The organism is Pseudomonas sp. CFBP 5748 (assembly GCF_053850495.1).
This window is the reverse complement of sequence record NZ_JBSPTN010000012.1, coordinates 63,462-76,454: the sequence shown is the minus strand read 5'-3', so window position 1 is coordinate 76,454 and position 12,993 is coordinate 63,462. Positions and strand designations below refer to the sequence as shown.

Below are 12,993 nucleotides of genomic sequence, written 5' to 3'. Positions count from 1 at the left end.
AAGATCGCAGGCTTCGCCAGCTTCTACAGAAGCGCGCATATTCCTGTAGGAGCTGGCGAAGCTTGCGATCTTTTTTGGTGACTAAAAATAACAAAACAGTCACTGGTTGACCCTATGTGTCTCAAAAGTTGTTGAGGTACACTCCGACCACTGCAAAAACCGTTTTCTTACGAACCAACTGTTTAGATCCTGCGAGGTTTGCCATGGCTGACTACAAAGCGCCCCTGCGCGATATGCGCTTCGTCCTCAATGAAGTGTTCGAGGTCACGAAACTCTGGGCCGAGCTGCCGGCCCTGGCCGAGACCGTCGACGCTGAAACCGTCGAAGCGATTCTTGAGGAAGCCGGCAAAGTCACCAGCAAAAGCATCGCCCCCCTCAGCCGTGCCGCTGATGAAGAAGGTTGCCACTGGGCCGACGGCGCCGTCACCACACCGGCAGGTTTTCCACAGGCCTACCAGACCTACGCTGAAGGCGGTTGGGTCGGTGTCGGTGGTGATCCGACGTACGGCGGCATGGGCATGCCCAAGGCCGTTTCGGCCCAGGTCGAGGAAATGGTCAACTCTGCCAGCCTGTCCTTCGGTCTGTACCCGATGTTGACCGCCGGCGCTTGCCTGTCGATCAACGCTCACGCCAGCGAAGAGCTGAAAGCGGCGTACCTGCCGAACATGTACGCCGGCGTCTGGGCCGGCTCCATGTGCCTGACCGAGCCGCATGCCGGTACGGACCTGGGGATCATTCGCACCAAGGCCGAGCCCCAGGCCGACGGTTCCTACAAGGTCAGTGGCACCAAGATCTTCATCACCGGCGGCGAACACGACCTTACCGAGAACATCATTCACCTCGTATTGGCGAAACTGCCGGATGCACCGGCTGGTCCGAAAGGCATTTCGTTGTTTCTGGTGCCCAAGTTCATGGTCAATGCCGACGGCAGCCTGGGCGCGCGCAACCCGGCCAATTGCGGCTCGATTGAACACAAGATGGGTATCCAGGCGTCCGCTACCTGCGTGATGAACTTCGACGAAGCCGTGGGTTACCTGGTCGGCGAGCCGAACAAAGGCCTGGCGGCAATGTTCACCATGATGAACTACGAGCGTCTGGGCGTCGGTATCCAAGGCCTGGCCACCGGTGAGCGTTCCTACCAGAACGCCATCGAATACGCCCGTGACCGCCTGCAAAGCCGTTCGCCAACCGGCGCGCAGAACAAGGACAAGGTTGCCGACCCAATCATCGTCCACCCGGACGTACGCCGGATGTTGCTGACCATGAAAGCCTCGAACGAGGGCGGCCGGGCCTTTTCCACCTACGTGGCGATGCAACTGGACACCGCCAAGTTCAGCGAAGACCCGACCACCCGCAAGCGCGCCGAAGATCTGGTGGCACTGCTGACCCCGGTGGCGAAGGCCTTCCTGACCGACCTGGGCCTGGAAACCACCGTTCATGGCCAGCAGATTTTCGGCGGCCACGGATACATTCGCGAATGGGGCCAGGAGCAACTGGTGCGTGATGTGCGCATCACCCAGATCTACGAAGGCACCAATGGCATCCAGGCGCTGGACCTGGTGGGGCGCAAGATCGTTGGCAGCGGCGGTGCGTTCTACAAACTGTTCGCCGATGAAATCCGCCAGTTCACCGCGACCGCAAGCAGCGACCTGACGGAGTTCACCAAGCCGCTGAACGATGCGGTCGGTACGTTGGATGAGCTCACTGAGTGGCTGCTGGATCGGGCGAAGAACAACCCGAACGAAATTGGTGCGGCGTCGGTGGAGTACCTCCAGGCGTTTGGTTACACCGCTTACGCCTACATGTGGGCGCTGATGGCCAAGGCGGCCTTGGGTAAAGAAAAGCAGGATGATTTCTACGCGAGCAAACTGGGCACGGCACGGTTCTACTTTGCCCGCCTGCTGCCGCGCATTCACTCCCTGAGTGCTTCGGTGAAGGCGGGCAGTGAGTCGCTGTTCCTGTTGGAGCCCGGACAGTTCTAAAAAGCTGACATTGTGTAAGCAAACGCTTACACAATGTGCTGGCGTTTTCCCTCTATCGGCAGATTGGATCCAGGGCTAATCTACTTCACATGGACGTCGCGCAGGATGCGCAAAGCAACAACACGGACACGTAGGATTCTGCCAGGAAGGCGGAGTGAAATGGATGTCAGGGAAACAGTCTGCAAAGCCCCGCTTCGGCGGGGTTTTCTTTTGCCTGCGTTTTTTGTCGTGAGTGGATTTGGCCGTTCGGCCGCCTATCCTGATTGTTTTTCACTGAACCCTGACGAGCGGTCGTGGGTCAATGAGCTATATGGCAATGTAGCCATCGCCAATCAGGAGTCATCCATGGATATCATTCGAATCATCATCGCCATTCTGCTGCCGCCGTTGGGTGTGTTCCTGCAAGTCGGTTTTGGCGGGGCTTTCTGGCTGAATATCCTGCTGACCCTGCTGGGGTACATCCCGGGCATCGTGCATGCGGTGTACATCATCGCCAAGCGCTGAGGGCCTGGTGCAAGATCAGTTGAATGATCAAAACCCGGTGGGAGCGAGCAAGCTCGCTCCCACCGTTTTTGCGGCTTCTACAGATCGCTATCCATCACCCTGCGATAAAACAACCACTCATGCTCCAGCGCATGCGCCTGGTTCGCAGCCTTGCGAAAGCCGTGGCGCTCATCCGGGTAATAGTGCGCTTGGACCGCCACCCCGTTGTCCTCTAAAGCGGCGACCATATCGCGAGTCTGCTGCGGGACGACCACGGCATCCAGTTCGCCCTGGAAAAAGATCACCGGTGCGCGGATTTGATCGGCATGCAGCAGCGGCGTACGGGCACGGTAGCGTTCGGCATCGTGTTGCGGGTCGCCGATCAGCCAGTCCAGATAATCCGCTTCGAATTTGTGCGTCGAGCGGCTCAGGGCGACAGGGTCGCTGACGCCGTAGAGGCTGGCGCCGGCGCGGAACACGTTCTGGAACGCCAGGACGCACAGGGTGGTATAGCCACCGGCACTGCCGCCACGAATGAACGCACTGCGGCCATCGATCAGGCCTTGTTCATCCAGGTACGCAACCACCGCGCAGGCGTCTTCGACATCCACCACACCCCAGTTCAAATGCAGTGCTTGCCGATAGGCCCGGCCATAGCCGCTGCTGCCACGGTAGTTGAGGTCGGCGACGGCAAAGCCGCGCTGGGTCCAGTACTGGATACGCGGATCAAACAAGGGATAGCAGGCCGAGGTGGGGCCGCCGTGAATGAACACCACTAGCGGCGGTTTCTGCCCAGCATTCATGGCTGGATAGAAAAAGCCATGGGCTTGACCTGAAACAGAGGGGTAGCGCAGGGTTCGGGGACGGCTGATCTGTTCGACGGGCAGCGGCGCAACACCACCGGCCAGCACCATCACTTCACGACTTTGCCGTTCAATCGCAATCACCGCCGACGGCCTGGTCGGCGAGGCGGCGATTGCGTAAATGAACTGCTCATCCAGTGCCAGGCTGCGAAAACGGCTGTAGGTACCGGTGAAATCCTCATCAGCATCGTCACGGCGGCACAGGCCCAGGCGCCCGAAACCCGTTTCAGTCCAGCTCGCCAGGTACGTGCGCTCGTCCAACGGCAGCCAGGTGCAGCCCCCCAGTTGCCATGGCGCCGGGGCGTGATCGGCTGCGGCGGCGGGCAGTGGTTCCAGGCCCCGGACCGACTCAACCCAAGGCTGCCAATAACCACCGCGATCAGTCAGGCAATAAAGGCGATTGGCGTCGTCGAAGCGCGGCTGTTGGATGGACTCCTCTTCAGCGTTGCCCGCCACACAGCGCGGCTCACCCCACCCCGACGCTTGGCGCTCGGCCAGCATCAGCCGTGTTGCGGTCCATGGTTGGTGCGGCCGGCTCCACTCAATCCAGGCGAGCCGCTGGCCATTGGGGCTCACGGTCGGCGAAGCATAAAAGTCTGCGCCTTCAGCCAGCAGATGCCGTTGATGGTCTGCCAGTCCGATCGACACCAGGCGATGCTGATTGGCCTGTTCCTCCACCGCCAACACCTGGCCGGAGGCGAAATTGAGATCACCATAGCGACAATCACCCGAAGTCAGCGCCACGGGCCGCTCATCGGCCAACGACTGGTGATACACCTGCTGGTCGCTCTCATTGACGAACAGCACACCGTCAGCGCTCAGGCAGAACGATCCGCCGCCGTATTCGTAGACCCGGCTGCGGGCGCTGAACCCATCCGGGGTCAGACAACGGGCCTTCGCATCCAGCCAATGCCAGATCCGGCAGGCGCCGTCTTCGGGACGGTATTCATTCCAGAACAAGCCGAGGGGCCCGACCTGCAGTTCGGCGAAGTCGGTACCGGCTGCAACGGCCTGGGTGGCGCTGAAAGGCTCAGCTTTTGGCGATGAGGCGTGAGTTTCGTTCATTGCGGAAGGCCAGTTGCTCAATGGTTTGCGTCGCGTGCTCGGCGTCTTCACGCGCCTTGAGAATCACACCGTGATGTTCGGACTTGCTGCACACCGGGTCGGCATTGCTGGCGTCTCCCGTGAGCATGAACGCCTGGCAGCGACAGCCGCCGAAGTCCTTTTCTTTTTCATCGCAGGAGCGGCATGGCTCGGGCATCCAGTCATAGCCGCGAAAGCGGTTGAAGCCAAACGAGTCGTACCAGATGTGCTGCATGCTGTGGTCGCGCACATTGGGAAATTGCACCGGCAACTGACGGGCGCCGTGACAGGGCAGCGCGGTGCCGTCCGGCGTGACGGTGAGGAAAATGCTCCCCCAACCGTTCATGCAGCCCTTGGGGCGTTCTTCATAGTAGTCCGGCGTGACAAAGATCAGCTTGCACGGATTGCCGGCGGCTTCCAGCTTGGCGCGGTATTCGTTGGTGACACGCTCGGCGCGGACCAGTTGTTCCTTGGTCGGCAGCAGACCCACTCGATTGAGTTGCGCCCAGCCGTAAAACTGGCAGGTGGCAAGTTCGACGAAATCCGCCTCAAGGGCGATGCACAACTCGATGATGCGGTCGATCTTGTCGATGTTGTGCCGATGGGTGACGAAGTTCAGCACCATCGGATAGCCGTGGGCTTTGACCGCCCGGGCCATTTCCAGCTTTTGCGCGAAGGCTTTCTTCGAGCCGGCCAAGAGGTTGTTCACCTGCTCGTCGCTGGCCTGGAAGCTGATCTGGATATGATCCAGGCCAGCCTTTTTGAAGTCGCTGATTTTCTGTTCGGTCAAGCCGATGCCGGAGGTGATCAGGTTGGTATAGAAACCCAACTTGCGCGCCTCGCCAATCAGTTCGGCCAGGTCCTGGCGCACCAGCGGCTCACCGCCGGAAAAGCCCAATTGCGCGGCGCCCATTTCCCGGGCTTCGCGAAACACCTTGATCCACTGCTCGGTGCTCAGCTCCTTGCCTTGCTCGGCAAAATCCAACGGGTTGGAGCAATACGGGCATTGCAGCGGGCACCGATAGGTCAGCTCCGCCAGCAGCCACAGCGGCAAGCCGACTTCAGGCTTGGGCGGCAGCCCGGTGGGCTCAGACAAGTTCGATCCAGTGCTGTGCACGGGCGACCTCCATGAATTGCTCGATGTCGTCACCGAGTTCCGGCACGTCGGGAAACTGCTTCGCCAACTCGTCGACGATGGCCGCGACATCCCGTTCGCCGTCGATCAGGCCGCCGATCAGCGACGCGCTGTCGTTGAGCTTGATCATGCCTTCAGGATAGAGCAGCACATGGCCCTTCTGTGCCGGTTCGTACTGGAAGCGATAGCCGGGGCGCCAGCGCGGGGTCTTGCTGCGGTCGAAACTCATAAGGTGATCCCTTTGTGCCACACCCGTTGCCCGGTCACGCTGTGATAGGGCGGACGGTTCAATTCGTAGGCCATGCTCATGGCGTCGAGCATGCTCCAGAGGATGTCCAGTTTGAACTGGAGAATTTCCAGCATGCGCTCCTGGCCTTGCCGTGTCGTGTAGTGCTGCAAGGTGATGGCCAAGCCGTGTTCCACGTCGCGCCGTGCTTGACCAAGACGCGTACGGAAATACTCGTAGCCGGTCGGGTCGATCCAGGGGTAATGCTGCGGCCAGCTGTCCAGGCGCGACTGGTGGATCTGCGGGGCGAACAGCTCGGTCAGCGAGCTGCTGGCGGCTTCCTGCCAACTGGCCCGGCGGGCAAAGTTGACGTAGGCATCCACCGCAAAACGAACCCCTGGCAGCACCAATTCCTGGGAGCGCAGTTGATCGGGATCCAGGCCCACCGCCTGGCCCAGCCGCAGCCAGGCTTCGATACCGCCGTCCTCGCCGGGAGCACCGTCATGGTCGAGCAGGCGCTGGATCCACTCACGGCGGATCGCCCGATCCGGGCAGTTGGCCAGGATCGCGGCATCCTTGAGCGGGATGTTCACCTGATAGTAAAAGCGGTTCGCGACCCAACCCTGAATCTGTTCGCGAGTGGCGCGGCCTTCATACATCGCCACGTGATAGGGGTGATGGATGTGGTAATACGCGCCCTTGGCGCGCAGGGCGGCTTCGAACTCGGTGGGGGACAGGGGGGTGTCAGTCATTTAGGTTCTCCGGGAAATGCCCGTGGGGTCTGTGGTGTCAGGGCAGGCCCCATCGCGAGCAAGCTCGCTCCCACACTGGTTTTACTGTGAGTCAGATATCCAGACTCGAACTATTGCGGGAGCGAGCTTGCTCGCGATGAGGCCAGGACAGCCAGATCAGTCCTGGCTGACACACCGCAAGTTCACCCCCACAATCGTTCCGCCCTTGCTACAACTCAATACTCATTCCGTCGTAAGACACTTCAATCTTTCGGCGTACCAGTTCAGCCCGTTCGGGCGAGTCTTCGTCGAGAATCGGGTTGGTGTTGTTGATATGAATAAGGATCTTGCGCGGCAAGGGCAACTGCTCCAGCACTTCGATCATCCCGCCGGGACCGTTCTGTGCCAGGTGGCCCATTTCCCGACCGGTGCGCGTGCCGACGCCACGGCGCTGCATTTCATCGTCGTCCCACATCGTGCCGTCCACCAACAGGCAATCGCTGTCGGCCATGATCTCCAGCAACGCCCCATCAACCTGGCCCAGGCCAGGGGCGTAGAACAGTTTACCGCCGGTGCGCAGGTCTTCGACGATCAGGCCGATGTTGTCGCCCGGATGCGGATCGAAGCGGTGCGGTGAATAGGGTGGGGCGGCGCTGCGCAATGGCAACGGGGTGAAGCGCAGGTTCGGGCAGGCCGGGATGGTGAAACTCTGGTCGAGCTCGATGCGGTTCCAGCTCAGCCCGCCGTTCCAATGGGTCAGCATGTTGAACAGCGGGAAACCGGTGCTCAGGTCTTCATGGACCATGTCGGTGCACCAGACTTGGTGGGGGCAACCCTCACGCAAGCTGAGCAGGCCGGTGGTGTGGTCGATCTGGCTGTCCATCAGGATGATGGCGCCAATGCCGGTGTCGCGCAGGGCTCGGCCAGGCTGCATCGGGGCGAAGCCCTGGAGTTGGGCACGAATGTCCGGAGAAGCGTTGCACAAGACCCAGTTCACGCCGTCATCGGAAATGGCGATGGACGATTGGGTGCGCGCCTCGGCCCGCAGGCTGCCGTTGCGAAAACCTGCGCAATTGGCGCAGTTGCAGTTCCACTGGGGGAAACCGCCGCCGGCGGCGGAACCTAGAATCTGGACAAACATGGCCGCTCCCTCTGCAAACCGTAATAAAAAACGCCCCGGTTGACCGAGGCGTTGTGCTGCGTGTTTAAGCGCCTGCAGCAATCAACGGCTGGCGAAGTACATGGTGACTTCGAAACCGATACGCAGGTCGATATATGCGGGTTTGGACCAGGACATGGAAATACTCCTTTGGTTGGGGTGGAACGGTTGAGATCTATACATATAGTCCACCTCCGTTCGGAGATGTTCAGATGCTTAGGCGGCTATGTTACTAAATCTGACCTGTTCGTTCGCCGCGATTCTCAAAGAAAGCTCATTGCAGCGGCTGCAATGATCACCCTGCCGCTTGCCAGGGCGATCCCGGGCAGGCTTCGTTGGCCAGGCAATACTGGCCACCTTCAGCATCGATCAAACGCCGTGCGGCATCCAACAGTTGCTCGCGCTCCACAAGCACGATGGCCTCGGATAGTTGCTCAAGATAATCCGACGGGCGGCCAGCCAGCTTACCCTGCCAGAGCAGTTCGGCTGCTTGGGCGCAGGGCAGGGCGCTGCTTTGGAGTTGGGCAGCAAGGGTCTGCTGCTGAGCGATCAAGGTCGAGTCATCAATTTGCTGGATCCGCTCAGGCAGGCCGCTCAGGAACTGTTCAATGTGGGTGATCAGCCCCGCCGCTGAGGCGCTGGGCGATTGGGCGCCAAACAACACACCGGTCAGCCCATCGATCTGTCTCGATCCACTGAACACCGCATAGCCCAACTGCAGCTCGACCCGCAGACGCTGATAAAACGGCGCCTGGCAGAGTTGCGCCAGCAGCCGCCAGGCGGCTTCGTCGGGCAAGGACTGGGTGGGTGTGGGGCAAAACAACAGCACGGCCTGTTCATCGCCGTGGGTCTGAAGCGTGCGCCAGAGGCGCTGCCCGGAAGGCGGCGTCGGCTCGGTTTCCTGGCTGGCGATGCCGGGTACCCGGGCCAGTGCCGGGCCCATAGCGGCCTGGGTGGCCGGCGAGAGGCCGGTCGCCAGGCCGTCCCACCGAGCTGTCGTCCACAGGCTGTCGGGCAGTGGCAACGCCGAAGGCTGCAAGTGTTGCTGACGATAATTCGGCAATTCCTTCAACAGGTATCGAATCGGCGTCAATGGGGCTTCGTTCCTGGCCTGGACCGTTGGCAGCGGTTGGCCCAGCTTCGTCAGGATGTGCTCGAGCACCAGCGGCATCGGTGCCTGCAAGCCGACCAGCCTCAGCAGCCATTGATGATTGCCGGAGGGCTCGAAAGTGACGTCTACGCCGGCCTGACGCGCCTCTTCACGCAGATCCTGCAGATGCCGGTCGAGCCTGGGTTGAAGGTCGAGCGGTGCTGGCGCCGCCAACCGCCAGCGCAGGTATACCGCGCCTTGCGGGGTGGTGTCTGCCAGCGCCTGGCTAAATTGCATCGGCGAGCGCTCCCGCCGGCCTCGGGAGCGGTCCTGGGCGAAGGTTCGTAAACCGCGGTGGGCGCTGGTCTGGCCGCGTATCAACCCGGCGCGGGGTGGTTCGCTTGGCGTTTGCAGGAACGGGTTGGGCGCGGGCAGTTGCCATTTCCCGGTGACGTTATCCACAGGGTGCAATTGCTTGAGGATTTCCCTGAGTCTTGCCAGATCGTTTTCCGACAAGGGACCGTCGCGTTTCTCACTGTCCCAACGAGCCAGTTGCAGCGCTGTTCCTATTTCATGTCGACGGTGCAGCAGCGCGCAGAATTCTCCGCGTAATGGCGCCCAGTCATCCTGGGCTGCAAAGAACCCCAACCAATCGCGCAGCAATGACTGGATCTCGTCCGACGCTTTAGCGTTGTCGAGCTTGAATTCGATGTGCAGCAGCGCTTGTCCGGCAAACTCGTACAGTGGCGTGGCCTTGAGGCTGTCCGCCAGGCCGCGCTGGCACAACGTGGCGAGCAGGCCCCCCGGCTTGCTGGAGTTCAGCCACGCACAGAGAAAGTCCAAGGCTTGGGGCGAGGCGGCGGGTAAGTCTTCAAAGGTGAACAGCAAATCGAGACCGCTTTCATTGGCCTGTTGATAACTGCTCTGGGACGATTCCATCAGCTTCACAGGTAAATGCCTGACAGCCGCGTTGCCCACTGGCACGTGATCGCCGAACTGCTCGGCCAGTGCTTTCAACGCGTCGACGCTCTGCGGGCCGGCGAGGCTCAGGGTCATTTGACCGCTCTGATAAAATCTTCGATAGAAGCCCTGCAGTGCCGCTTGGAACTCAGGCTGCGTGACCGCGAGGCTGTCGCGATTGCCGGCATGAAAGCCCCGTAGCGGATGTGTCGCTGACAGTCCGTCATGCAAGGCAACTTGGCGTTGGGCTGCCACGTCTTGGGACCAGGCGACGTACTCTGCGTGCAGCACTTCCCGTTCCCGCAACTGGTCAGCTTCATCCAGGCGTGGATGAGTGAGCATGTCCCAGAGCCGCTCCAACCCGCCGACGAAAGCCTCGGGTGGCAATTCGAAAAAGAAATCCGTGGTGCGTTCGCTGGTGCGCGCATTGATCTGGCCGCCGTGCCGCTGTACGTAGGCCATCAGATTCTCGCCTGTGGGAAAGCGTTCGCTACCGAGGAAGAACAGATGCTCGAGAAAGTGCGCCAATCCCGGCCAGGCCAGAGGCACATCATGGCTGCCGGCCGCCACCCGCAGCACTGCTGCGCTGCGCTTGAGGCCAGGGACATGACGCACTGTCACCCGCAAGCCGTTGGCCAGGGTTTCAGTATGAGGGCGGAGGGAATCAGGGGCCGGCATGAGCGCTTCCAGAATAGAGATGCGCTCATGCTAGCGGATTAGCTCGGGTCAGTGCTTGTGCAAGTCACTGTAAAGAGCAGGGCGGCGGTCGTGCAGGTAGTTGTAGGCCGCACGGGAATCTTCGATCAATTGGCGATCCAGCTCACCGACGATTAACGCCTCGTCCAGTCCGGCCAATGCGGGACGGCTGCCATCCGGCGCGGCGATGCTGCTTTGCCCGCAATACTGCAACTCACCTTCGTGACCGCAGTAGTTGGCGTAAGCCACGAAACACTGGTTTTCGATGGCTCGGGCGCGCACGGTGACGTCGGCGATGAACTCGTAGGGCTGCATGTTGGCGGTCGGCACCAGGATCAGTTCGGCACCGGCCAGGGCCAGGCGTCGGGCGTTTTCCGGGAATTCCAGGTCGTAGCAGATCAGGAAGCCGAGTTTCCAGCCGTTGAGTTCGACGATGGGCAATGCGGCGTCGCCGGCGCTGAACATGGCGTGATCAAGGTCGCCGAACAGGTGGCTCTTGCGGTAGTTGGCGAGGCGTTCACCCTGGGCGTCGATCAGTTGCACCGAGTTGTAGATCTGCCCGTCTTCACTGCGCTCGGGGTAGCCATAGACAATCGCCAGGTTTGCCGCCTTGGCAATGCGGGCGATCTGCTGCGCCCATTCGCCGTTGTAGACCTCGGCCAATACATTCACCGCGTCGACGCCGATGTTATAGCCGGTCATGAACATCTCCGGCAGCACCAGCACATCGGCGCCCCTGGCCTCCAGCGCCACTTGGTGCAGGCGTTGCAGGTTGCCGGCTGGATCCAGTGGCAGCGGTGGGCATTGGTAAAGGGCTACACGCATCAAAAACTCCTTTTATTCGGGCAGGGCGATCGGACCGATCTCGTGGAACACATCACCTGGACCCGGGTTCTCGGCGTGAGTTTCACCGCCGAAGTGCTTCATGATTCCCCACACGGCATTGAGCGAGGTCTGTACCGCGCCTTCGACCCAGGCCGGTGTCCATGAGACGTCATCGCCAGCTATAAAGATCCCGCGCTGTTCGGCCGGCATGTCGTCCTGCATGAAATGCGCGTACATGCGCTGGTTGTAGCGATAGTGGCCGGGCAGGGCGCCTTTGAATGCACCGAGGAAGTGCGGGTCGGCTTCCCACGACACGGTGATTGGGTCGCCGATGATCCGGGCGGCGATATCCACCTTGGGGTAGATCTTTTTCAGGGCATCGAGGGCCAGCTTCACGCGTTTTTCCACTGGATGCGGCAGCATTTTCAGGGCATCGCTCATCCAGGAGTACGACAGGCAAATCACCCCCGGCTTGTCATCGCCATTGTCGAACAGGTACGTGCCGCGGGTAAGACGGTCGGTGAGGGTCATGCTCATCAGGTCGCGGCCGGTCTCCGGGTCCTTGTCCTTCCAGAATGGCCGGTCGACCATCACGAAGGTCTTCGACGATTGCATGTAGCGGGTGCGGTCCAGGGCCATCCACATTTTTTGCGAGAACAGCGCCTCTTCACATTCGATCTGGGTGGTCAGCAGCCAGCTCTGGCAGGTGACCAGCACTGCGGCGTACTCGCGGGTGTTATCCCAGACGTCCGTCACGCTGAACCGGCCCTCGGCGGCGCGGGCGATGCGCTTCACCCCGCTGCGCGGGGCGCCCAGGTGCAACGAACTCAGGCTGGTACCTTCCGGCCAGTGCACGCAGCGCTCCGGCACGTGGCTCCAGATGCCGTGGGGCACCTGTTCGACACCGCCGACCACCAGGTGCTGGTGGTCGTCACAGTTGGTCATCACGACGCGGAAGATTTCCAGCATCGAATTGGGGAAGTCCGAGTCCCAGCCGCCAGTGCCGAAACCGACCTGGCCGAACACTTCGCGGTGCTGGAACGAGAGTTTGGCGAACGCCTTGGAGGTGGCGACGAAGTCGTAGAACGTGCGGTCGTCCCACAGTGGCACCAGGGTGTTCCACAGTGCCTTGAGACGTGGCACGTCGCGGTCGCGGATCGCCTGCTGGATGTCACCGAAGCGCGAGCCGTCCTCCAGCGCGTCGGCCCAGGCGTCGGCGACTTCCTGGAACAGGGCTGGAAGGTCGGCCAATTTCTGTGCGTAGTAGGTCTGGCCTTCCAGATCGATGACGGTACTGCCCGAGGCGGGAGTCAGGGGGTTGGGGAACGGTTTTGTCTCCAGGCCCAGCTTGTCGACATAGTGATAGAACGCGGTGGAGGACACCGGAAAACGCATGCCGCCCAACTCGGCAATCACCCCTTCGGCGCCATTGAACGCCTGTGAGCGCAGGCGCCCACCCATTTTCGAGGCCTCGTAGACCACGGGCTTTAGGCCCAGCTTCATCAACTCGTACGCCGCCACCAGGCCGGCAATCCCGGCACCGACAATCGCCACTTCCGCACCGTGGTTATGGGCCGGGATACTGCCCAGGCCCGCCGGATGCTCGATCCAGTCGTCAAAGGCGAAGGGAAAGTCCGGCCCGAAAATGGTGATGGGCTTCTTACCGTCTGCTGGGTGGCGATTGTGCTTGTTCATGACTGACCTTGATGGGCGACTCGACGCGGTGTTCGCGTCTGAGTATAGGAAAGATGCCAGCCATT

At 61.1% G+C, this 12,993-nt stretch carries 11 protein-coding genes; 2 read left to right on the top strand and 9 right to left on the bottom strand.

Annotation, left to right across the window (positions count from 1 at the left end; all coding sequences use genetic code 11):
• The first annotated feature begins 203 nt into the window (after positions 1 to 203).
• The gene (locus tag ACWNZ1_RS23515) at positions 204 to 1,982 is read left to right on the top strand and encodes an acyl-CoA dehydrogenase C-terminal domain-containing protein (RefSeq protein WP_256453853.1); all 1,779 of its coding nucleotides are present in this window, start codon (positions 204 to 206) and stop codon (positions 1,980 to 1,982) included.
• Between the two features lie 345 nt (positions 1,983 to 2,327).
• Positions 2,328 to 2,486, top strand: a complete 159-nt coding sequence (locus tag ACWNZ1_RS23510; RefSeq protein WP_038436734.1) for a YqaE/Pmp3 family membrane protein — start codon at positions 2,328 to 2,330, stop codon at positions 2,484 to 2,486.
• 77 nt (positions 2,487 to 2,563) lie between these two features.
• Here ACWNZ1_RS23510 and ACWNZ1_RS23505 read toward each other — a convergent pair whose 3' ends face one another.
• From ACWNZ1_RS23505 to ACWNZ1_RS23465, 9 genes are all read right to left on the bottom strand, one after another.
• Entirely contained in the window at positions 2,564 to 4,393 is a 1,830-nt protein-coding gene (locus ACWNZ1_RS23505; protein WP_256453852.1) for an alpha/beta hydrolase family protein, read from the bottom strand.
• Entirely contained in the window at positions 4,359 to 5,528 is a 1,170-nt protein-coding gene (gene pqqE / locus ACWNZ1_RS23500) for a pyrroloquinoline quinone biosynthesis protein PqqE (protein ID WP_135847486.1), read from the bottom strand. Before pqqE ends, ACWNZ1_RS23505 begins: the two co-directional genes overlap by 35 nt.
• The gene (pqqD, locus tag ACWNZ1_RS23495) at positions 5,500 to 5,775 is read right to left on the bottom strand and encodes a pyrroloquinoline quinone biosynthesis peptide chaperone PqqD (protein WP_135847485.1); all 276 of its coding nucleotides are present in this window, start codon (positions 5,773 to 5,775) and stop codon (positions 5,500 to 5,502) included. The genes pqqE and pqqD overlap by 29 nt, the downstream gene beginning before the upstream one ends.
• A complete protein-coding gene (pqqC, locus tag ACWNZ1_RS23490) occupies positions 5,772 to 6,524 on the bottom strand; it encodes a pyrroloquinoline-quinone synthase PqqC (protein WP_135847484.1) in 753 nt (250 codons plus the stop codon). Before pqqC ends, pqqD begins: the two co-directional genes overlap by 4 nt.
• 208 nt (positions 6,525 to 6,732) lie before the next feature.
• Complete coding sequence (gene pqqB / locus ACWNZ1_RS23485; protein WP_135847483.1) at positions 6,733 to 7,644, bottom strand: pyrroloquinoline quinone biosynthesis protein PqqB; 912 nt, start codon at positions 7,642 to 7,644, stop codon at positions 6,733 to 6,735.
• A gap of 81 nt (positions 7,645 to 7,725) precedes the next feature.
• Positions 7,726 to 7,800, bottom strand: coding sequence for a pyrroloquinoline quinone precursor peptide PqqA (pqqA, locus tag ACWNZ1_RS23480; protein ID WP_003177660.1), 75 nt, complete (start codon positions 7,798 to 7,800; stop codon positions 7,726 to 7,728).
• 157 nt (positions 7,801 to 7,957) lie between these two features.
• Positions 7,958 to 10,390, bottom strand: coding sequence for a pyrroloquinoline quinone biosynthesis protein PqqF (pqqF, locus tag ACWNZ1_RS23475; protein WP_456027920.1), 2,433 nt, complete (start codon positions 10,388 to 10,390; stop codon positions 7,958 to 7,960).
• 48 nt (positions 10,391 to 10,438) lie between these two features.
• Complete coding sequence (locus tag ACWNZ1_RS23470) at positions 10,439 to 11,233, bottom strand: carbon-nitrogen hydrolase family protein (RefSeq protein WP_256453851.1); 795 nt, start codon at positions 11,231 to 11,233, stop codon at positions 10,439 to 10,441.
• 12 nt (positions 11,234 to 11,245) lie between these two features.
• A complete protein-coding gene (locus ACWNZ1_RS23465) occupies positions 11,246 to 12,928 on the bottom strand; it encodes a flavin monoamine oxidase family protein (protein ID WP_135847480.1) in 1,683 nt (560 codons plus the stop codon).
• Positions 12,929 to 12,993 lie beyond the last annotated feature (65 nt).